This window comes from Novosphingobium sp. B1, from assembly GCF_900176395.1.
Lineage (GTDB): Bacteria > Pseudomonadota > Alphaproteobacteria > Sphingomonadales > Sphingomonadaceae > Novosphingobium.
The window spans coordinates 29,399-50,719 of record NZ_FWXL01000009.1 but is presented as its reverse complement, the minus strand read 5'-3'; the positions used below and the strand labels follow the sequence as shown (position 1 = coordinate 50,719).

At 63.9% G+C, this 21,321-nt stretch carries 19 protein-coding genes; 8 read left to right on the top strand and 11 right to left on the bottom strand.

Annotation, left to right across the window (positions count from 1 at the left end):
* Positions 1–248 precede the first annotated feature (248 nt).
* Both B9A23_RS15650 and B9A23_RS15645 read right to left on the bottom strand, forming a co-directional pair.
* Entirely contained in the window at positions 249–794 is a 546-nt protein-coding gene (locus tag B9A23_RS15650) for a SixA phosphatase family protein (protein WP_039331447.1), read from the bottom strand.
* On the bottom strand, positions 791–3,517 hold the full coding sequence (locus B9A23_RS15645; protein WP_084280029.1) for an ATP-dependent DNA helicase: 2,727 nt from the start codon (positions 3,515–3,517) through the stop codon (positions 791–793). Before B9A23_RS15645 ends, B9A23_RS15650 begins: the two co-directional genes overlap by 4 nt.
* 177 nt (positions 3,518–3,694) lie before the next feature.
* Here B9A23_RS15645 and B9A23_RS15640 point away from each other — a divergent pair, with 177 nt between their 5' ends.
* Together B9A23_RS15640 and B9A23_RS15635 are read left to right on the top strand one after the other, a co-directional pair.
* The gene (locus tag B9A23_RS15640; protein WP_084280028.1) at positions 3,695–4,522 is read left to right on the top strand and encodes a flagellin N-terminal helical domain-containing protein; all 828 of its coding nucleotides are present in this window, start codon (positions 3,695–3,697) and stop codon (positions 4,520–4,522) included.
* Positions 4,523–4,649: 127 nt separating this feature from the next.
* The gene (locus B9A23_RS15635; RefSeq protein ID WP_084280027.1) at positions 4,650–6,254 is read left to right on the top strand and encodes a lysine--tRNA ligase; all 1,605 of its coding nucleotides are present in this window, start codon (positions 4,650–4,652) and stop codon (positions 6,252–6,254) included.
* A 7-nt stretch (positions 6,255–6,261) separates the two neighbouring features.
* Here the strand turns inward: B9A23_RS15635 and B9A23_RS15630 are convergent, their stop codons facing one another.
* From B9A23_RS15630 to B9A23_RS15610, 5 genes are read right to left on the bottom strand one after another with little or no spacing between them, the layout of a single operon-like run.
* Positions 6,262–7,407 carry a glutathionylspermidine synthase family protein gene (locus B9A23_RS15630; protein WP_084280026.1) on the bottom strand — a complete coding sequence of 382 codons (1,146 nt, stop codon included), beginning with the start codon at positions 7,405–7,407 and terminating at the stop codon, positions 6,262–6,264.
* 3 nt (positions 7,408–7,410) lie between these two features.
* Positions 7,411–7,809 carry a hypothetical protein gene (locus tag B9A23_RS15625; RefSeq protein WP_084280025.1) on the bottom strand — a complete coding sequence of 133 codons (399 nt, stop codon included), beginning with the start codon at positions 7,807–7,809 and terminating at the stop codon, positions 7,411–7,413.
* 3 nt (positions 7,810–7,812) lie between these two features.
* Positions 7,813–8,220, bottom strand: coding sequence for a DUF350 domain-containing protein (locus B9A23_RS15620; protein WP_084280024.1), 408 nt, complete (start codon positions 8,218–8,220; stop codon positions 7,813–7,815).
* 25 nt (positions 8,221–8,245) lie between these two features.
* Positions 8,246–10,165, bottom strand: a complete 1,920-nt coding sequence (locus B9A23_RS15615) for a DUF885 domain-containing protein (protein ID WP_084280076.1) — start codon at positions 10,163–10,165, stop codon at positions 8,246–8,248.
* A complete protein-coding gene (locus B9A23_RS15610; RefSeq protein WP_254895148.1) occupies positions 10,156–10,785 on the bottom strand; it encodes a prolyl hydroxylase family protein in 630 nt (209 codons plus the stop codon). Before B9A23_RS15610 ends, B9A23_RS15615 begins: the two co-directional genes overlap by 10 nt.
* 299 nt (positions 10,786–11,084) lie before the next feature.
* Here B9A23_RS15610 and B9A23_RS15605 point away from each other — a divergent pair, with 299 nt between their 5' ends.
* Positions 11,085–11,462, top strand: a complete 378-nt coding sequence (locus tag B9A23_RS15605; RefSeq protein WP_084280023.1) for a MarR family transcriptional regulator — start codon at positions 11,085–11,087, stop codon at positions 11,460–11,462.
* A 104-nt stretch (positions 11,463–11,566) separates the two neighbouring features.
* On the opposite strand, the gene B9A23_RS15600 is transcribed toward B9A23_RS15605, so the two are convergent.
* On the bottom strand, positions 11,567–12,592 hold the full coding sequence (locus B9A23_RS15600) for an RcnB family protein (RefSeq protein ID WP_254895147.1): 1,026 nt from the start codon (positions 12,590–12,592) through the stop codon (positions 11,567–11,569).
* A 136-nt stretch (positions 12,593–12,728) separates the two neighbouring features.
* On the opposite strand from B9A23_RS15600, the gene B9A23_RS15595 reads away from it, so the two are divergent.
* Both B9A23_RS15595 and B9A23_RS15590 read left to right on the top strand, forming a co-directional pair.
* On the top strand, positions 12,729–13,319 hold the full coding sequence (locus B9A23_RS15595; protein ID WP_084280022.1) for a hypothetical protein: 591 nt from the start codon (positions 12,729–12,731) through the stop codon (positions 13,317–13,319).
* A gap of 34 nt (positions 13,320–13,353) precedes the next feature.
* The gene (locus tag B9A23_RS15590) at positions 13,354–13,827 is read left to right on the top strand and encodes a DUF6265 family protein (protein ID WP_139797506.1); all 474 of its coding nucleotides are present in this window, start codon (positions 13,354–13,356) and stop codon (positions 13,825–13,827) included.
* A 66-nt stretch (positions 13,828–13,893) separates the two neighbouring features.
* Here B9A23_RS15590 and ettA read toward each other — a convergent pair whose 3' ends face one another.
* Complete coding sequence (gene ettA, locus B9A23_RS15585) at positions 13,894–15,567, bottom strand: energy-dependent translational throttle protein EttA (protein WP_084280020.1); 1,674 nt, start codon at positions 15,565–15,567, stop codon at positions 13,894–13,896.
* 136 nt (positions 15,568–15,703) lie between these two features.
* On the opposite strand from ettA, the gene B9A23_RS15580 reads away from it, so the two are divergent.
* Entirely contained in the window at positions 15,704–17,032 is a 1,329-nt protein-coding gene (locus B9A23_RS15580) for a M28 family peptidase (protein WP_084280019.1), read from the top strand.
* Between the two features lie 126 nt (positions 17,033–17,158).
* Here the strand turns inward: B9A23_RS15580 and B9A23_RS15575 are convergent, their stop codons facing one another.
* Together B9A23_RS15575 and B9A23_RS15570 are read right to left on the bottom strand one after the other, a co-directional pair.
* Positions 17,159–18,244, bottom strand: a complete 1,086-nt coding sequence (locus B9A23_RS15575; RefSeq protein WP_084280018.1) for a sensor histidine kinase — start codon at positions 18,242–18,244, stop codon at positions 17,159–17,161.
* A 22-nt stretch (positions 18,245–18,266) separates the two neighbouring features.
* Complete coding sequence (locus B9A23_RS15570; protein WP_084280017.1) at positions 18,267–19,514, bottom strand: acetyl-CoA C-acetyltransferase; 1,248 nt, start codon at positions 19,512–19,514, stop codon at positions 18,267–18,269.
* A 137-nt stretch (positions 19,515–19,651) separates the two neighbouring features.
* Between B9A23_RS15570 and B9A23_RS15565 the strand changes: the two genes are divergently transcribed.
* Together B9A23_RS15565 and B9A23_RS15560 are read left to right on the top strand one after the other, a co-directional pair.
* Positions 19,652–20,854, top strand: coding sequence for a M20 metallopeptidase family protein (locus tag B9A23_RS15565; RefSeq protein ID WP_084280073.1), 1,203 nt, complete (start codon positions 19,652–19,654; stop codon positions 20,852–20,854).
* Positions 20,851–21,285 (top strand): hotdog fold thioesterase, encoded by a 435-nt coding sequence (locus tag B9A23_RS15560; protein WP_084280016.1) that lies wholly within the window; start codon positions 20,851–20,853, stop codon positions 21,283–21,285. Before B9A23_RS15565 ends, B9A23_RS15560 begins: the two co-directional genes overlap by 4 nt.
* The last annotated feature ends 36 nt before the right edge of the window (positions 21,286–21,321 follow it).

Here is a 21,321-nt window from a genome sequence, read left to right as displayed (position 1 = left end):
CGGAACCTTCCTCAACGGCAGTCACGGTTCCGAAAACTTGTTGTCTGCGCACAAGCTGGCCCTCGGGGTCGACGAAGGTTATGCCCACCAACAGGGTCTGGCCTATTAGTTCGCTGGCAAACTCTTGATCCCACTCCACTTCGTCTCCGAAGTCTGTGTCGTCGTGCTCGTCCACTGATCTACCCAGGCATTAGGGAACTGAAGTATCGCCGCAGGTGCGCCGACATGACTTGAAGGCATCACGCCGCTCAATCCACCAACACCGGCCCCAACGTCGGGTCCAGATCCCGCGGCCGCTTGATCTCCACCAGCCGCGCGCAACCCTCGGTCACGTCGGCCCAGTCGTCCACATCAAGTTCCATCACCGCAAAGGTCGCGGTCGGGAATTTCTCTTCCACCACTTCGCGCAAGGGGCTGGACCCGTCATCGGGCACCAGGTCGAAGATCAGGTCTTCCAGCCCCGGATTGTGCCCGATCATCAGCACGCTCTTGGGATCGCCGGACAATTCCTTGAGAAGGTCGATGAGCGTGGCCGAACTGGCGAGGTAGATCCGCCGGTCCCATTCGATCTTGAACGTGCACTTCCACGCCTTGCTGCTTTCCTCGACCGTCTCGGCCGCGCGCACGGCGGGGCTCGCGATCATGCGGTCAAACGTGCGTCCGGTATCGCGAATGTATTCGCCCATAGCCCGCGCGCCGCGCTTGCCACGCTCGTTCAAGGGGCGGTCAAAATCCCGCGCGCGCGCATCGCTCCAGTCCGATTTTGCATGACGGAACAGGGCGAGTGTCTTCACGAAATCCCTTCCTCGCGCGGCGTGGCAGGCGCATCCTCTCGCCCAGAAACACTGCTGCTGACACTTTGTAAAGCCACATCGAGCGTCACGCGCCGGATCGGCGTGCCCGCCGGAAAGGCCGAGAGCAGCCGGGAAGGGAAGGCCGAAGACAGCACCACGAAGTGCCCCTTGTCCGTGCCTGAGCGGATCAGTCGCCCGAAGGCCTGTGCCAGCCGCGCCCGGATGATCCTGTCGTCGTAAGCCGATCCGCCGCCTGCCAATCTGCGCGCGCGGTGCAGGATCGAAGGCTTGGGCCAGGGCACCTGCTCCATCACCACGAGCCGCAGCGAATCTCCCGGAACGTCCACCCCGTCGCGCAAGGCATCGGTGCCCAGCAGCGAGGCGCGCGGATCGTCGCGGAAGATGTCGACCAGCGTACCTGTGTCGATCGGATCGACATGCTGCGCGAACAGCGGCAGTCCGCCACGCGCCAGCCGGTCGGCAATCCGGCCATACACCGCGCGCAGCCGGCGGATCGCGGTAAACAGCCCCAGCGCCCCGCCGCCCGCCGCCTCGATCAGCCTCCCATAGGCAGCAGCCAGCGCCGGAATATCGCCCTTGGGCACGTCGGTCACGATCAGAACTTCGGCTTGCGAGGCATAGTCGAACGGACTTTCCGCACTGAAAAGCCGCGGGGCAATGTCCAGATGCGGCGCCCCGCTGCGCTCCACCGCGCTCTGCCAGTCATCGCCATCCCGCAGCGTGGCAGACGTCATCATGACCCCGTGCGAAGGCGCCAGCACCGCGTTGGCAAAGGGCTTCATCGGATCGAGGTAATGGCGGTGCAGGCCTACGTCCCACTCGCGCCCGTCCGAACGCTCCACCGCGATCCAGTCGACGAAATCGGGATCGCCGGGACCACCCAGCCGCGCCAGCAGCGCGATCCATCCTGCAATGAGATCGCTGCGCCAGCCGATCGCACTGCGCGCGCCTTCGATCCGCGCCCGTGCCGGGCCATCGAGCCAGTCCGGCCCATCCTCGACAATCGCCTCGAGCCGCAAACCCAGCCGCACCAGTGGCTTGCGCAGCGCCTCCAAGGCCTCCTGCGCCTGGCCCGCCACCTCGATGAACCCACCTTCCAGCTGCGCGATCTCGGTCTCGAGCCCGTAGCCCGCTTCCTGCCCGCCGCTCTCGTCGCGCGCATAGGCCAGCGCCCGTGCCGCGCTCAGCAGTTCCTCCAGCGGACCTGAAGGCGTGCCTTCCACCACCCGCGCCAGCCAGCCTTCCGAGGGGAGGGACTCTGCCGCCTCGCGTGCTTGCGTAATCGCGCGCTCGCCTTCCTCGTCGTAGCTCGCAACATCCGCCAGCCGCGCCGAAAGCCCGCGGCGCCGTCCGCGTGACTTGCCCTCAGGCCCGATCACCCAGCGCCTGAGTTCGATCGTATCCGCACCCGTCAACGCTGCCGAGAATGTCGAATCCGCCGCCTCGAACACATGGTGGCCTTCGTCGAACACAATGCGCGTTGGCCGCTGCGCAGCGTCCCGCCCGCGCGCGGCATTGACCATGACCAGCGCATGATTGGCGATCACCAGTTCCGCATCGGCCGAGGCCCGCGATGCGCGTTCGATGAAGCACTTCCGGTAATGCGGGCACCCGGCATAGACGCACTCGCCGCGCTGGTCGGTCAGCGCCGCGATCCCGCGCTTGCGGAACAGCGTGCCCAGCCAGCCCGGCAGGTCACCGCCGATCATGTCGCCGTCCTGCGAGTAGGCCGCCCACCGCGCCACCAGTTGCGCCAGAATTGCCGCGCGCCCGGCAAATCCGCCCTGCAGCGCGTCTTCCAGATTGAGCAGGCACAGGTAGTTCTCACGTCCCTTGCGCACCACCACCGGTGGCTTGCCATTGCGCGAGGCGGGGAATGCGCGCCGGCTCTCGCGCCGCAATTGCCGCTGCAGCGCCTTGGTATACGTCGAGACCCACACCGTCCCGCCCGATTGCTCTGCCCAAAGCGAGGACGGCGCGAGATAGCCGAAGGTCTTGCCCGTGCCCGTGCCTGCCTGCGCCAGCACGACATGTGGCTGGCCCTGTCCTTGTCGCGGCGCAAACATCCGCGAAGCCTCGCGCGCATAGTCCTGCTGCGTCGGTCGCGCCTCCGCCCCGGCGCCGGTCAGTTCGGCCAGGCGCGAGACAACGGCCGTTTCGCCCAGCACCACTTGCGCCGGTTGCGGGCGCTCGGCTGTCTCTTCCCACTCCGGAAGTTTCGCAAACAGCCAGCGCTCTGCCCGCTCCGGCTTCCTGATGCGCGGGGTGAGCAGCGTCGCCCAGGGCCAGCGCATCCGCACCAGCGATTGCAGCGCTGTCCATGCCCCCTCGCGCTCGGACCAGTCGGCACGTTCGCAGGTGCCGAGCAGCGCTTCGGCCGCCTCCTGCAAAAGCTGCGGCACCTTGTCGTCGCCGGCAGGCTCGTCCAGGCCGAGCGCGTGGGCAAGGCCCTTGGGCGTCGGCACCATGAAGCGAGCAGGGTGGACGAACGCGAATAGCTCCAGCAGATCCAGCCCTGACAGGTCGGGATAGCCCAGACGGCTTGCCACGAGCGGCGCATTGAGCATCAACAGCGGCGTATCGGCCGCCGCCACGATCGCCTCGCCCTTGCCGAGGCCACGCGTGGCAAAGCCATCGCGCAGCCAGCATCCGCCATGGCTTGCATGAATCGCTGGAAGGCTAAGGGCGGGGCGCTCCGTCACCCGTCAGCGTTAGAACAGGAATGGAACACCGGGCAACCCTGCATCACGCCGAAAGGCACACCTTTAACCGGGATTCACCAGACCCCTTAAAGCTGGTCGCTGTCCGCCGTCCTTCTTGCCGGGAACCGATACCGAAGCATCCGCACCCTTGCTTCGGCCCATAGTGGAGAATGGGAAATGGCAGTCATCAACACGAATATCAGCGCGGTACGCGCTACGAATGCTTCGAATACGGCCAACAAGATGCTGGGCACGGCGATGGAGCGACTCTCGACCGGCAAGCGCATCAATGGCGCCAAGGACGACGCCGCAGGCCTCGCCATCAGCACTACCATGACCTCGCAGATCAAGGGCATGGGTCAGGGCGTCCGCAACTCGAACGACGGCATCAGCCTTGCCCAGACCGCAGACGGTGCGCTCAACGAGGTGACCGCGATGCTGCAGCGCATCCGCGAACTCGCGGTGCAGTCAGCTTCGGGAACCTACCAGGATGGTACTGACCGCGTCTACATGCAGAGCGAAGTTGACCAGCTCACCGCCCAGGTCGATCAGATCATCACCAACACCAATTTCAACGGCGTTCAGCTGTTCGATGGCAGCGTCACCTCGATCACGATCCAGGCCGGCTCGGACTCTTCGGACCAGGTCGTCCTTGAGATCGCCGACCTCACCACGCTGCAAGCTTCGGGCGGTGCTGCCGGCTCTTACGATGTCTCGACTGCGACCAACGCCAACACCTTGCTCGGCACGCTGGACACCGAACTGGACTCGATCTCGGGCGCCCGTTCGCTGCTCGGTGCCGGTCAGAACCGTCTTGAATCGGTGATCAACAACCTCAACGACAACATCACCAATCTTTCGGATGCGCGGTCGCGCATTCTCGATACCGACTATTCGGCGGAAACCACCGCCATGGCCAAGGCCCAGATCCTTTCGCAGGCATCGACCGCGATGATCGCACAGGCCAACCAGGCCCAGCAGAACGTGCTCTCGCTTCTGAAGTAAGCCTCCCTCAGAAGCCTCCACGGAAGGGCGGACGTCGCGTGAGCGTGGCGTCCGCCCTTTCGGTTTGCGGTCCATTGCCCCCTTTTCACTTGCGCAAGCGATCCTCGCGCGCAAAAGGGCGGGCACCATGACAGACGCAATCAGCACCGCCGCCCAGACCTCCAAGGCTTGGCCATTCGAGGAAGCCCGCAAGCTCATCAAGCGGTTTCCTGGCGGCAAACGCGATGCTTCCGGGCAGCTTGTGCCGGTGCTGTTCGAAACCGGCTACGGCCCATCGGGCCTGCCGCACATCGGCACGTTCCAGGAAGTCCTGCGCACCACTTTCGTGCGTCGCGCCTATGAAGTGCTGACAGGTGGCCACCCCACGCGCCTCGTCGCCTTTTCCGACGACATGGACGGCCTGCGGAAGGTGCCCGACAACGTGCCCAACAAGGCCGTTCTCGAAGCGCACCTTGGCCATCCGCTGAGCCGCATTCCCGATCCGTTCGAAAAGTTCGAAAGCTTCGCTCACCACAACAATGCGATGCTGCGCGATTTCCTTGATCGCTTCGGCTTCGATTACGAGTTTGTCTCGGCTTCCGATCGCTACAATTCCGGCGCGTTCGACGATGCGCTCAAGGGCGTGCTGCGCAACTGGCAGGCGATCATGGACATCATGCTCCCCACGCTGCGCGAGGAACGCCGCAAGACCTACTCGCCGGTCCTGCCGGTCTCGCCCCCCACCGGCGAAGTGCTGCAGGTGCCGGTTGAAGTCGTCGATGCCGAAGCCGGTATCGTCCGCTTCATCGACAGCAACGGCGAGACGGTCGAGCACACCATCCTCGGCGGCTGGTCAAAGCTGCAATGGAAGGTCGACTGGGCGATGCGCTGGGTCGCATTGGGCGTCGATTACGAGATGTGCGGCAAGGACCTTACCGACAGCGTCACGCAGTCGGGCAAGATCGCCCGCGTGCTCGGCGGGCAGCGTCCTGAAGGCCTGATCTACGAGCTTTTCCTCGACGAGAAGGGCGAGAAGATCTCGAAGTCCAAGGGCAATGGCCTGACGATCGAGCAGTGGCTGGAATACGGCAGCGAGGAAAGCCTCGGTTTCTACCTGTTCCGTGAACCCAAGAGCGCCAAGTCGCTACACGTCGGGATCATCCCCCGCGCGGTCGACGAATACTGGCAGTTCCGCGAGAAGATTCCGACGCAGCCCGTCGAACAGCAACTCGGCAACCCGGTCTGGCACCTGCTTCGCACCAACGGTCCGGCGCAGGGCGAGGGCGACAAGCTTCCGGTCACCTACGGCCTCCTGCTCAACCTCGTCGGCGTGCTCGGCGCGCAGGCCACGCGCGATCAGGTCTGGTCCTACCTCGGCAACTATGTCGAGAATGCCGACCCAGCCGCACATCCCGCGCTCGACGGTCTGGTCACCCGCGCGCTTGCCTACAACCGCGATTTCATCGCTCCCACGCTGCAGCGCCGCAAGCCCGAAGCGAACGAGGCAAAGGCGCTCGCAGCCCTCGATCAGGCGCTTGCCGGTGTGGCGGAAGACGCCACCGCCGAAGACCTGCAGAACATCGTATACGAGATCGGGAAGAACCCCGACTTCGGCTTCGAGAATCTGCGGGACTGGTTCAAGGCGCTTTATGAAACCCTGCTCGGCTCCAGTGCCGGCCCGCGCATGGGCAGCTTCATCGCGCTCTACGGCGTTGCCAACTCGCGCAAGCTGATTGCCGAGGCGCTCGGCTGATTTCGCCTCAGCCCTCGATGATGTGAGGAACAAAGCGGGCGCGGTTGCCGGTAATCAGGCCATCCTCGCGGATGCCAAGCCCGGCAGCCTCGCCCGCAACTATCCAGCTTCCCAGCACCGGATACCCGCGCCCGAAATCCTTGAGCGGATAGCGCTCCTGAAACATCATGCGGCTTGCGTCGTAGTTCCCTTCCGATCGCGCCAGCACTTCGCCATGGCTGACGACCTCGATATTCGCGCCTTCGCGCGCAAGCACCGGCTTGGCCACATAGTCCGGCCCGACGGCGGTCGGGTCGAACGAGGCCGGCAGCAGATTGGGGTGTCCGGGAAACAGGTCCCACAAGACCGCCAGCACCGCCTTGTTGCTCCATAGCATCTTCCATGCCGGCTCCAGCCACACGGTCTCGTGCAGCCGCGGCAGGATGGCTGCACCGAATTCCTCGGCGACAAGCCACTCCCAGGGATAGAGCTTGAACAGGGCGGAAATGACGTAATCGTCCTGATCGAGAATGCGCCCTTCCGCATCGATCCCGATCTGGTCGATCAGCAGGCCGAAAGTTTCCAGTCCCGTCTGCCCCGCCAGATCGCGCAGATAGGTCGTGGTCATCGTGTCTTCATGGGCCTCGTCGGCAACATGGCTGAACCACACGCGCCGTCCCGGCAGCGATGCGCCAATCGCTTCCCAACGGGCCAGCAGTTTCTCGTGCAAGCTGTTGAGCTGGTCGGCTTGCGGGAAGACGTCTTCCTTCCAGAACCACTGGATGATCGATGTTTCCAGCAGCGAGGTCGGCGTGTCGCAGTTGTACTCGAGCAACTTCGGCGCGCCCGTTCCGTCCCATGCAAAGTCGAACCGCCCGAAATCCAGCGCCAGCGAGCGTCGCTTCCACGCTTCGCGCACCGGCCTAAGCCATGCTGAGGGAATGCCGCACGATGCCATCAGCAAGTCGTCGCGCACAATCGTTTCTGCGGCCTCCACATAGAGGCGATGCACAGCTTCGGTTGCGTCCTCGATCACGTCGATCTGCGCCATGCTGAAGGCGTACGCGGCGCTTTCGTCCCAATACGGGCCGTCGGCATCACTGTGCCAGAGCAAGCCCAGTTCTGCGACTTTCGCCTGCCACTGCGGGCGCGGATCAAGCGTCAGCCGGCGCAAGGTTCAGGACCAGCTGCCGCCAAAGAACCTGCCTTTCGAACCGAAGCCGCCGCGCGCAACCGGCTTGCTGCGCACCATGTTGGCGCTTGCCGGAGCTTGCGCATAAGTCGCGTCCTTGGTCGGAAAGTAGCTTCCCCTGAAGCCGTAGCTGGGATCGCGGACAGGATCGCCATAATAGGGCACCCGGCTGCCGCGGCCGACGTAGTACCAGAAGAACGAACTGCCAGGGCGGCCGATGCGCGTGTCATTGCGGCAATTTTCGTCACGGATGCGACGACCGTCCTGATCGACGCAGACTGCGGTATCGCGGTCCGCCACAACGCCGTCGTCCCAGTCATTGCCGCCAGAACAACCGGCCAGCGTTGCGGCCATCGCGGTGGTGAGCACAAGCTGCTTCTTCATCGCTCAGGGCACCATGCAGGCGGCTTGCAGGATGCCGACGCCGAGGCTCATGCCCCCGACGAACTGGCCCGATGCCACGCACCCTTCGGTGATGCGGTCGGATATGGCGCGAAACAGGAAGCGGGCAATCACCACGAAAACCAGCAACTGGACGAGGCCTGCAAGCGCGCTCCACAGCAGCATGTCGGCAAGGCTTGCCGCGTTGGCCGTCACCACTGCCACCGGAATGGCAAAGCCGAGAAATGTCCCGCACAGTTGCGTTGCCGCCGCCGCGTTGCCCTCGCGTATCAGGGCAAATTCACGGTGCGGCGTCGCTTTGGCGTAGAGGAACAGAAAGGCCACTGCCAGCGCGACTGCGCCGCCGAAATAGGCCAGAAAGTGCGGCAGTGCCGCCACGAAATAGCTGATCATCAAGTCCCCCGGTGGACGCGCACCCCTAGCGGACAGCGGCGATCCATCCGCGCACCTTGCCTTCCAGCACCTTCATCGGCAAGGCCCCGCTGCCCAGCACCTGATCATGAAAGGCGCGGATGTCGAACTTTCGCCCGAGCCTTTCTTCCGCTTCCTTGCGCAGGCGCTGGATCGTAAGCGCGCCAATCTTGTAGGAAAGTGCCTGCCCGGGATTGGCGACATAACGGTCGACCTCGGCCTCGGCATCGCTGCGGCCCATGCCGGAATTCGCCAGCATGTAGTCCATCGCCTGTTCGCGGCTCCAGAGCTTGGTGTGGAGGCCAGTATCGACCACCAGCCGCATGGCGCGCAGCATCTCGTCGTCCAGCGTTCCCCAGTGCTGCATCGGGTCCTTGTAGAACCCCATGTCATAGCCCAGTGTCTCGGCATAGAGCGCCCAGCCTTCGATATAGGCCGTGTTGCCCCCGAACCGCTGGAAATCGGGAAGCGCCGCATTCTCCTGGGCGAGGCTGATCTGGAAATGATGCCCCGGCGCGCCTTCGTGCAAATAGAGCGTGGCGATGCCGGTCAGGAAACGGCTCTTCAGGTCATAGGTGTTGAAGAAGAATGTGCCCGGCTGGCGCGCATCGGGCGAACCTTGCGCGTAGCTCCCGCCGGCTTCGAACTTTGCGCGATAGGCCGGGTACGGCTGGATCTGCAGTGGCGTCTTCGGCAGATGCAGGAAATAGCGCGGCGCCAGCGCTTCTACCTTGTTTCCGACCGACCGGAAACCTTGTGCCAACTCTTCCTCGCTGCGCGGGTGAAAGCGGGGTTCCTTGCGAATGTAGTCGAAGAAGTTGCGCAAGGGGCCGTCGAAGCCGAGTTCGCCCTTGACCTGCTCCATCTCCCCCTTGATCCGCGCCACTTCGCCAAGGCCAAGTTCGTGCACGTTGGCGGGGTCGAGATCGAGGGTCGTGTTGTACCGCACCAGATCGCGATACAGCGCCTCGCCCCCCGGAAGGGATGAAAGACCCAGGGTCTCGCGAGCGGCGGGCCGGTATTCGCTGGCCAGGAAGCGCCGCAGGTTGCGGTAGGCGGGATAGACGTCCTGCCGCGTCGCGTCGGCCAGTTCGCGGCGAAGCCGCACCCGCTCGCGCTCGGGCACCGCAGCCGGAAAGGACCGTGCCGCGGCCATGAACGGCGATTTCTCGAGCGGCTGTGCCAACAGCGCATCGATCTGGACGATCATGTTGTCGACAGTGAGACGAGGCTCGGTCGCGCCGCTGGCCGCGCCCTCGCGGAACCGGTCGACGGCTTGGGCAAACACGCGGGGCAGGGCGCGATGGCGGGCAATCAGCGCCTCGTAATCAGCCACATTCTCGAGCGCTATGCCGCTGCCGGGTGAGGACAGTTCCGGATAGGAAACGTGAAATCCGCCGAAGTGATTGAACGGCTGCACTTCGGTGAGCGCCTGGTTGCCGGGCGCAAGAAGGGCCTGTTCCGCAAGCTTGGCGTCCTCGAGCACGGCGCGCGATATGCGATGCCCATCGTCCAGCCTCGCCGGGTCGATGGCGCGCAACTGCTGCAGGACGCGCATGTTGGCCTCGCGCCGGGCCATGGCAAGTTCGGGCGTGAACAACCGGGAGAATTGCGCGGCGCTGACCCGTTGCCCCTGTTGCAGCGCTGCCAGCGGATCGAGCGCCAGCGCCAGTCTGGTATCGTCGGCAAACAAGCGGTCGAGCGCGGCATTTGCTGGCAGGCGCGCAGGGGGAGCCGTTACGCTGCCAGCCGGCTGATCTATCCGGGCCATGGGTGCCGCGGTGCTTGAATCCGATGCGCTGCGGGCAGGGGCGACCTCGGCAAAACCGGCCAGGGGCAAGGCCAGCATCGCGGCCAGCGTGAACAGCCCGCGCCCCGCGACGAGACGGACCGGCGCGTCCCGCTCTATCCGGCGCGTCAGCTCCATGGCCGCGCCCGGTACCACTTTGTCAGGACATACTTCGTGCCTCGCACCACCGGCATGCCGGCATGCATGGCATTTGGATTGGGGGTCCCGTCGGGCTTCATGTTGTTCCAGATCAGCAGCGCGCCCGGCTGGGGCGGAATGGAGAGATCGACGCGGGTGAAGTCGGTCGTCCCGCCTTCTTCCACTTCATTGAGATAGGCCATAGCAGTCCAGCTACGCTGGCCACCACGTCTTTGTTCCGCCTCCCAGAAATGCTGGCTCGGAAGGAAGTGATCGTAATGTCCGCGAAACTCTTGGCCCGGCGCATAACGCTGGCCCTGGATCGTCTCGCCAAAGGCCGGGTCGATGCCCATCAGATCGTCGATCCGCCTCTGCAGCATCAGCACGAACGGGTCGTCAGGATCGACATCGCCGGTGTAGCTGGTCCGCCCCGTCGCGTCTGTGCCCTTGTAGGTCGGCGAAGGCCGCGCCACGGCATCCACGATCTCGATCAGTCGCGTGCACTCAGCCGAAGTGAAGAACTGCGCCACACCAAATATTTCCAGCCCTTCGACCGGAATCTTGTAGACGCCCGGATCATTCGAAAGGCGCGTGCGTACTATTTCGCCGACCTTCCGCAAGGCGACGGTCTCAGCATTAGATGCGGTTTTTTTCCGGAAGATTGTCATGATCAAATCAACAGATGCTCCAAGTCGGAACTTCGTGCAAGGCAGGTCGTTTGGTCCGGATTGGTGGCTAACTGCCGATTTTATCAAGCAATCCACGAAATATTCCATTAACTACGCAGCAGCGTGAATTTAGACGCGGTCGCAGAAGGTCAGCCATGCTCGAAAGTCGTACGTCCATGGCGTCAGGCGATCGGTTAAAGACCGGCATTCTTCCATGAAGCCGACTATCTGCGATCCGAAGGGAGTGATCCTTGGACGCCTATACTGATACCGAACAGGAATGCCTAAGACTGGCCGTCGCTTTATACAACCTGCGCAGGAAGCGGGACGAAGCATCGGAGATGAAGGCCCTTTTCGGTGAACCGGGCTGGGATATCCTGCTTGATCTTTACATCGCACAGTGTCGTCGCATGGAAATACAGGTGTCGAGCGTCTGTCTCGATGCCGGCGTTCCTTCCACCACCATCCTGCGGTGGATCGCGCGGCTCGAAAAGGAAGGGCTGATCTACCGGATCGCCGACAACGCCGACGCGCGCCGCCGTTACGTTCGCCTTACACAGGAAGGCCACGAAATGATGCGCCGCATCCTCGGCGAACTGTCGCGATCGGCCCCGTCCGGCGTGGTCTGAGACGCGTGAGCGGGCAGCATCGGCTGCCATGTTGACCATCCCGAAATGCAAAAAGGCCTCCGTCACTCGCCGAGCAACGGAGGCCTTTGTTTCAGTCGCTGTGATTACCAGAAGAAGTCATAGATGACGTCCACGACTTCGCCCGAGTAAACGTCCACCAGCATGACGTCGTCCCAGTAGCGTACCCAGCGATAGGGTCCATAGGCGGGCGGCAGGCGGTAGGACCACGGATCGTTGATCCAGTAGTTCTGGCCATAGAACCCCGAGTTCAGGAAGATCCCGATCGACAGGCGGCTGTAGTTGTAGTTCCGGTACGGCGAGTAGTAGCGCGGCAAACGATAGATCCCGCGATTCACGCTGCGATACTGGGTCCAGTTGTAGCGATTGTCGCGGCGCCAGTCGTTGCTCCACCGCCGGTAATCCCCACGGTAGCCATTGCGCACATCGTTGCCGCGCCAGTTGCTGTCGCCTCGCCAGGTGTTGTCCCGGCGCCAGGTGTTGTCGCGGTAATCGCGGTTGCGGTCACGGTCGGCATAGCTGCCGTTGCGATCGCGGTTCCAGTCGCGCCCGTCACGGTTCCAATCACGCCCGTCACGATTGCCGTCCCGCCCATCGCGGTTCCACGTGCGGCCGTCATTGCGATCGACCGTGCGGTTGCCCGGGTTGGTGCCGTTCCAGCGCGTGCCGTCCCAGCCGCGCTGTGGCACAGCCGGCGTTCCGGCGCGCTGTTCCGGTGCGGGGCGGTTCACAGTGCCCGACTGCCAGTCACGACCCTGCGCGCGGCCCCAGTCACGCTGGGCACCTTCGCTGCGGCCCTGCCAGGCCGGGCGATCAGGACGACCCTGAGCCTGCTGGCTGCTGCCGCTCCAGGCCGGACGCTGTGCCTGAACTTGTGGCTGCTGCGGCGGCATCGCCGGCCGCTGCGCTTCCGCCTGGCCGCGCCAGGCCTGGCGCTCACCCTGCTGCCGCTGCTGCTGGCCACGAGCCTCGCCGCCGTTGCGCTGCCAGCCACGGCCGCGCTCCTCGCGCTGCTGCTCCTGCGCCATCGCGGACGATGGGATCGCCGCTGCGGTCATCGCAACGGCCAGGGCCGCCAGCGCACTATTTCTCAACATTGACTTGCCGGACATCGTCGCCGACCCTTTCCCGAAGATGGGCCTCGAAAACCCTTCGCGGCCTTAATGTATTCGTAATATTCGATTCGCGCTGTCCGATGCCTGAACCGGCTTGTCTGCCTCCCGTTCATCTTCGGCTGGAGAAAACTGAATGGGTTTGACGCTTGAGTCATTGCTTGAGGATGCCGTAGTTCGCTTGTCCGCAGCAGCCAGAAATCGCCGCAGCGCGATGCACACCCCGGTCGTCGGCACGGCAGACGGAGATTTGCGCATCATGGTGCTGCGCGAAGTTGCGGGCGATCTTGCCACCTTGCGCTTCCACACCGACTTGCGCAGCCCCAAGTGTGTTCTCATTGGCAGCGGCGCGCCGGTCAGCATCCTTGCCTATGATCCGGAAACCCGCATCCAGTTGCGGATGCGCGGGGAAGGGCGGATCGAAAGCGAGGGCCCGGTCGCAAACGCTGCGTGGGAGCGTGCCACCGCGTCCAGCCGTCGCTGCTACCTTGCCGAGACCGGCCCGGGCGGCGCGCTGCCAGCGGCGGGATCTGCCATCCCTGCCGCCTTGCTGCATCGCTCTCCCACCATCGCCGAAACGGTGGCGGGCCGCGCCCATTTCGCGGTGCTGCTTATCGAGGTCCGCAGTCTCGATTGGCTGCAACTGACTCACGAGGGCGGCGCGCGGGCGCGCTACACCCGCGATGATGCTTCAGCCCCCTGGCAGGGGACATGGCTGGCACCATGAGGCAGGATAAAAGGCAAACAGGGAGGTCAAGCACATGATACGGCTCTTTCTCGTGTTCATCGCAGTCCTGTCGGTCCCCGCAATGGTATCGGCTGCACCCGCCGCGCGCCTTTCAGATATTGCCTGGCTGCAAGGCTCATGGGAAGGTGACGGCATCGAAGGCGCGCCCGCGCTCGAAGCCTATGCGCCCCCGGCTGGTGGTCAGATGGTCGGCCACTTCCGCCAGTTGAACAAGGACGGTACGGTGATGTTCTACGAACTCATCACCATCGTCGAAGAGAGCGGCTCGCTCAGCTATCGCCTCAAGCACTTCAATGCCGATCTCACCGGCTGGGAAGAGAAGGAAAAGGTCGTCTCCTTCCCGCTGACCGCGCGCAAGGGCGACAGTTTCGACTTTTCCGGTCTCGTCTACGAACGCACGGGCAAGAACACGATGACCGCCTCGGTCAAGGTGAACGAGGGCGGCAAGACCGAAACCCTTGTCTTCCGCTTCCGCCGCAAGGGCTGAGCACAAACCAGAACGCCCTGCCGTCCACGAAGGATGGCAGGGCGTCCGGTAAGCCTGTCGCTGCTATCAGCGCGTCAGCTTCTTATATGCCAGCGCGGTCGGTCGATCTGCAGCATCGCCCAGACGGCGGCGCTTGTCTTCTTCATAGGCGGCAAAGTTGCCTTCAAACCATTCAACGTGGCTGTTGCCTTCGAATGCCAGGATGTGCGTTGCCAGACGGTCAAGGAAGAAGCGGTCGTGGCTGATGACCACGGCGCACCCTGCAAAGTTCTCGATCGCGTCTTCCAGCGCGGCCAGCGTTTCGACGTCGAGGTCGTTGGTGGGTTCGTCGAGCAGCAGCACGTTGCCGCCGGCCTTCAGCATCTTGGCCATGTGCACGCGGTTGCGCTCACCGCCCGAAAGCTTGCCGACGTTCTTCTGCTGGTCCGGTCCCTTGAAGTTGAACGCGCCGACATAGGCGCGCGTCGACATGTCCTGCCCGTTGACCTTCATGTAATCGAGGCCGTCCGAGATTTCCTGCCACACGTTGTTGGCAGGGTTCAGGTCGTCGCGGCTCTGGTCGACATAGCCCAGGTGCACGGTCGAGCCGATTTCCACCGAGCCGGTATCGGGCACTTCCTTGCCGGTCAGGATCTTGAACAGCGTGGACTTGCCCGCGCCGTTCGGCCCGATCACGCCGACGATGCCACCGGGCGGCAGCATGAACGACAGATCCTCGAACAACAGCTTGTCCCCATAGGCCTTCGAGATGTTCTTCACCTCGATAACCTTGCCGCCAAGGCGCTCGGGCACCTGGATGACGATCTGCGCCTTGCCGACCGGACGGTTGTCCTGCGCGTTCTGCAGTTCCTCGAACTTGCGGATACGCGCCTTGGACTTGGTCTGGCGCGCGGCCGGGGTCTGGCGGATCCACTCGAGTTCGCGCTGCAGCGCCTTCTGCTTGCCGCTTTCCTCGCGCTCTTCCTGGGCCATGCGCTTGGCCTTGGTTTCCAGGTAGGTCGAGTAGTTGCCCTCGTAGGGGAAGTACTTTCCGCGGTCGAGTTCGAGGATCCAGCCCACCACGTTGTCAAGGAAGTAGCGGTCGTGGGTGATCATCAGCACCGCGCCGGCATAGTCCTTGAGGTGGTTTTCCAGCCATTCGACGGATTCGGCGTCGAGGTGGTTGGTGGGTTCGTCGAGCAGCAGGATCGACGGCTTCTGGATCAGCAGGCGGGTCAGCGCGATGCGGCGCTTTTCACCGCCCGAAAGGCTCGCCACCGACCAGTCGCCCGGCGGGCAGCGCAGCGCTTCCATCGCGATTTCAAGCTGGTTGTCGAGCGTCCAGCCATCGACCGCGTCGATCTTGTCCTGCAGTTCGGCCATTTCGGCGCCCAGCGCGTCGAAGTCGGCGTCTTCCTCGGCCATCTCCATGCCGATCTGGTTGAAACGCTCGACCATGTCCGCCGTCGCGCGCGCACCGTCCTTGACGTTTTCGAGCACGGTCTTGCTCTCGTCGAGCTGCGGCTCCTGCTCGAGGTAGCCCACCGTGATGTTCTCGCCCGGCCAGGCTTCGCCGGTGAAGTCCTTGTCGATCCCCGCCATGATCTTGATCAGGGTCGATTTACCGGCGCCGTTCGGGCCGACGATGCCGATCTTGGCGCCCTGATAGAACTGCAGGTTGATATTGCTCAGCACCGGCTTCTGCGCGCCGGGGAAGGTCTTCGTCATGTCCTTCATGACGTAGGCGTATTGGGCAGCCATCTCGGGTCCTTGGGTAGAAGGCAAAAACTGTTGCGCGCCCTCTATCCGAGCGCGAAGGGTCGGGCAAGCGGGGCTTGTGTCACAAGGGCGCAGGCCGGGGCTTGGCAGCGCCGGAGCGCGGCGATAGCAAGGTTGCATGAGAAACCATGCCCGCGCCCTTGCGCTCCTCGCCACCCTTTCCGCTTCAACCGCTTATGCGCAGGATCCGAAAGGCGATGTCGCCTGGGACGTCCTGGCCGGCCTCACCAGCGAAGTCGGCCCGCGCCTGCCCGGCTCCGAAGCAGAGGCGCGCGCCCGCGTCTGGGCCGAAGCGCGCCTCAAGGCACTGGGCTTCAGCAAGGTCGCCGTCGAACCCTTCAGGATCCGCGGTTACGTCCGTGGGCGTGACGAAGCCAGCATTCTTGCGCCGATCCCGTTCAGGCTTGCCGTCACCGCGCTGGGCTACAGCGGCACCACGCCAGAACAGGGCATAGAGGGCGAAGTCGCCTATTTCCCGACGCTTGACGCCTTGAAGGCGGCGCCGGCTGGCTCTCTCAACGGCAAGATCGCCTTCATCGACCATGCGATGAAGCGCGCCCAGGACGGCAGCGGATATGGGCCTTATGGCCAGGTCCGCCGCGTCGGACCCGCCATCGCTTCGGGCAAGGGGGCCATCGGCGTCGTGATCCGCTCGATCGGCACCGACAGCCACCGCAACCCGCACACCGGGGGCACCACCTTCGCCGATGGCGTCAAGCCGATCCCGGCAGGCGCGGTTTCCAATCCCGATGCCGACCTGATCGCCCACATCGCCCGCAGCGGCAAGCCGATCCGCCTCAGCCTCACGCTCACCGGCAAGACCACCGACAACCTGCCTTCGGGCAACGTCATCGGCGAACTTCCGGGCCGCGATCCCTCGCTCCCGCCGATTCTGCTCGGCTGCCACCTCGATAGCTGGGACCTCGGCACCGGCGCGATCGACGATGCGGCGGGCTGCGCCATCATCACCGCCGCTGCATTGAAGGCGCAGGAAGGCGGCGCGCCGCTCCGCACCATTCGCGTGCTCTGGGCAGGTTCGGAAGAGCTCGGCGGCTTCGGCGGCAAGGCCTATGCCGAAAAGCACAACGAACGCCACGCTCTGGCCATGGAAAGCGATTTCGGCGCCGCCCGCGTCTGGCGGGTGCAGTTCAACATGGCCGACAAGGCGCTCACTGATCGCATCGCCGCCGCGCTCTCGCCGATGGGCATCGTGCGCGGGGCCGGGCTTGCCGATGGGGGGACCGATGTCGAGCCTGTGATCGAAAAGCAGAAGCTGGCGGTGGTCGATCTCAATCAGGACGGCACGCACTACTTCGACTTGCACCACACGCCGGACGATACGCTCGACAAGGTCGATCCTGCCGAACTGGCACAGAATGTCACGGCCTGGACCGAGGTCCTCAAGATCGTCGCCAACGAACCGGGCGCCATTGCTGCAAAGCCTTGAATGGCTGCACGAGGCCTGCCGTCTGGCGGGCCTCGCCTTGGCGGCAGTCACATGAACCTGCCCCCGACCTGTTGCTGACCTACCCCGAACCTACCCCGGACCTTGAGGCACGGTCGCGGATCGGTGTCAGCCTTGCGGAAAGACCACGACGGTGGTGACGCCGTTGCTGCCGTCGACCTCGATCGTGCCGCCCAGCTGGGTGGCAAAGCCTTTGGTGATCGCCGTGCCCAGGCCGCGGTGACGCTGCGATGCATCGGGCTGGGTCACGAGGCCGCGCCCGTTGTCGGAGATGACCAGCCGCAGCTGCTTGTCCCCGATGCGGTCCAGCGTCAGCCGTACTTCGCCGGGTGTTCCCTCGGCGAAGGCGTGCTTGATCGAATTGTTGACCACCTCGGTGATCAGCAGCATCAGCGTCAGCATCCGGTCCACTGCCAGCGGTGCATCGATGGCATCGACGCTGACAGTGACGTGCGATGCGCCGGCCACTTCCTGCGCCTGCGCCACAACGCTACGGATCTGCTCGGGCAAAGGCGTTTCGCGGGCAGCCGGGTGATAGAGCTGGCGGTGAACCCGGCCCATCAATTCGATACGCTGATCCGCGCTTTCCATGACCTTTATCGCCAGCTCGGGCGCCCGCTCGATCTGACGTCGTTGAATGCGCAGCATCGAGGAAACCGAAGCCAGGTTATTCGCCACGCGGTGCTGCAGTTCCTGGAACAGCAGGGATTGCTGCTCGGCCATGGCGGCCAGCTGCTGCTGGCTTTCAACCAGGCGTTGCTGCCTTTGCTGCAGGCCATCGATCAGCAGGATATCGACCACCACCACGCCGGTGAAGAAAGCCAGCGCTGTTGCCACGGGAGCGGAAACGCCGAAGCTGTGGAGCGGCGGAATGAAGAAGTACCACGAAGCCAGAAAGCTGAGGACGGCGCAGAGCCAGCCCGGCCCGCGCCCGGCGAGAAAGGCTGTGAGAATCACTGCTGGAAAGAAGGTCAGAAATGGAAAGCCGGGTGGCAGCAAATGATCGGCAAAAGAGCGGATGACAGTTGCCAGCGCAACTAATGCAACTGCAAGGGAGTAACCGGCGACGCGCCCGCGTACAGGTTGGAATAGAGTGCGCGGCAGCTTTGTCATCGTTTTAGTTGCCTGCCAGCGAGCACAGCTTTTTGCAATCTCCAAGCACAAAAAAGGCCCGCCAACTGCGTGGCGGGCCATGGATAAGCCATTATTACTTTAGTTAAATTCTTTCGATAATGATCGCTGGCGCCATGCCGCCTGCTGCACACATCGTGACGAGACCGTAGCGTCCGCCCGAACGTTCCAGTTCGTCAAGCGCCGTGCCGATCAGGATCGAACCGGTCGCGCCGATCGGATGGCCAAGCGCCATGGCGCCGCCGTTGATGTTCACCTTCTCGCGATCGAGTTCGAGATCGCGGATGAACTTTTCGGCAACGACGGCGAAAGCCTCGTTGATTTCCCAGACGTCGATATCGTCCTTGGTCAGTCCGGCCTTGGCCAGCACCTTCTTTGCGGCCGGGACCGGTGCGTTCAGCATCAGCGTCGGGTCATCGCCCTGGTTGGCATAGGAAACGATGCGGGCGCGCGGCTTGAGTCCGTGCTTTTCGGCATAGGCCGGCGAGACGACCAGAACTGCAGCGGCGCCATCGACCACGCCCGACGAATTGCCGGCGTGATGGAAATGCTGGATTTCCACGTCCGGATAGCGGCGGTTGATCTGCTTGCGGAAGCTGGTGCCGCCAAGATCGAAGTCCGCAAGCCCGGCAAAGCTGGGCTTGAGCGCGGCGAGACCTTCGGCAGTGGTTTCGGGGCGGGGGAATTCCTCGCGATCAAGCGCGACCGAACCGTCCTCGTTCAGGACCGGAACGACCGACTTGTTGAAGCGGCCTTCCTTGATCGCCTTGTCGGCGCGCTGCTGGCTGACAAGGGCGAGGGCATCAAGCGCTTCCCGGCTGATGCCTTCGATGCTGGCGATGGCATCGCCACACACGCCCTGGTGCGACTGCGGGTGCAATGCGTCGAGCACCATGTTGCCCGAACCCATGCCCATCGGCTTGATCCCGGCATTGGCCTGTTCGGCGCCATAGGCCGCAGTGTAGCTCATCATCTCGGTGCCGCCGGCAATCACGCAGTCTTCCATGCCCGACATGACCGACGCGCAGGCAAGGTTGACCGAGGTGATCCCGCCACCGCAGAAGCGGTCGAGCGTAGTACCCGAAGCGGTGATGTCGTAGCCCGCAGCAAGCGCCGACATGCGACCAAGGTCACCAGCCTGCTTGCCGAATTGTGACGAGGTCGACCAGATGATATCGTCGACCGTTGCGGTATCAAGGTTGTTGCGGTCCATGAGCGCCTTGAGCACGGTGGCGGCAAGATGCTGCGGGTGGAGGTGCGACAGGGCGCCCTTGCCGGGCTTGCCGACCCCGCGCGGGGTGCGGACGGCATCGATGATATAGGCTTCAGGCATCGGGTCTCTCTCCGTCAGGGTCTGTTTAATCGAACGATTAACAAGTCCTGCCTGCTGGTGCAAGCGCAATCCCAAAGGGTCGACAGCGCCATTGCAAAATGCCAGCCTTGGGCAATTCCCAATCGCACGAGGCCAGGATGCTGCACCACCAACTGCTCGAACAGGCGCGCGGATATTCCGATGCGATCGTTGCTCTGCGCCGGGCGATCCATGCCGAGCCCGAGCTTGGCCTCCATACCCCCAAGACGCGCGACAAGGTCCGTGCGGCGCTCGCCCACTTGCCTCTCGAATGGCGCGAAGGGCCATCGACGACCGGGCTGGTTGCCACGCTCAAGGGTGGCGCCGGATCCGGTCGCCGGGTCCTGTTGCGGGGGGACATGGATGCCCTGCCGATGACCGAGGAAACCGGACTCGCATTCTCGTCGACCATTGCCGGTGCCATGCATGCTTGCGGGCACGACACGCACACCGCCATGCTGGCCGGCGCCGCCGAGTTGCTCTGCGCCCGCGCCGAAACCATCGCCGGCGAAGTGCAGTTCATGTTCCAGCCGGGCGAAGAAGGCTTCCATGGTGCGCGCTTCATGCTTGATGACGGGCTGATCGATCCGCTGCCCGATGCCGCCTTTGCCCTGCACATCATGCCCAACAGCCCGCACGGGCTGGTTGCGGGAAGGGCAGGCGCCCTGCTGGCATCGGCGGACCAGTTCGACATCATCGTCGAAGGGCGCGGCGGCCACGCCTCCATGCCGCACGATGCGCTCGATCCGGTGCCCGTCGCCTGCGAGATCGTCACCGCGCTGCAGTCGATCGTCACCCGCAAGTTCCCGGTCAGCGATCCGGTGGTGGCAACTGTCGCGAAAATCGAGGCGCGCACGGCGCACAACGTCATCGCCGATCGCGTGGCGATGCGCGGCACGTTGCGCACGCTGTCGCACGGCAATCGCACGCGGCTGCGCGAGGTTGTCGAACAGGCTGCCGTGAACATCGCCGCGGCGCATGGAATGACGGCGAAGGTGACGATCACGCCGGGCTTCCCGGTGACCGTCTGCGATCGACGCGCGGTCGACCTTGGCGAGAGGGTGGTTGGAGACATGGTCGGGCCGCAAGCGTTCCATCGCCTGGATAACCCGATCATGGGGGCAGAAGACTTTTCCTACGTGCTGGAGAAGGTGCCGGGGGCGATGTTCTTTCTCGGTGTTGCGCACGAAGGGGCCGATTGGCGGTCGTGCTGCTCGATCCATTCGACCCGCATGGTTGTCGACGAGAGCGTTCTCCCGCTAGGCACTGCGGTTCTTGCCGGGTGCGCCGAACGCTTTCTTTTGGAAGGTTTTGCAGCGTGATCTGGTGGAACAACGAAATGCCGGCGCTCGAACGCCTGACCCGCATGGGCTCCTCGGCCATGCCCGCGCACCTTGGCATCGAGTTCGTGGATTGCGGCCCGGACTGGCTCTGCGCGCGAATGCCGGTGGATCACCGCACCCATCAGCCATTCGGACGTCTTCATGGTGGCGCGTCGGTAGCCTTGGCGGAAACGGTCGGGTCGATCGCCGGCGCACTTGTGCTTGATCCAGACAGGTTCGCCTGTGTCGGCATGGAGATCAATGCCAACCACCTTCGCCCCGTTCGCGATGGCTGGGTGCGCGCGACCGCCAGGCCCGAGGCGCTCGGTCGGACCACCCAGGTCTGGTCGATCAGGATCGTTGACGATCTGGACAAGCTTGTCTGTATATCGCGTTTGACAACCGCGGTCATTTCCGTGGAACAAAAATGAACGCGCTGAATTTAATCATTTTCTGCGGAACCATAC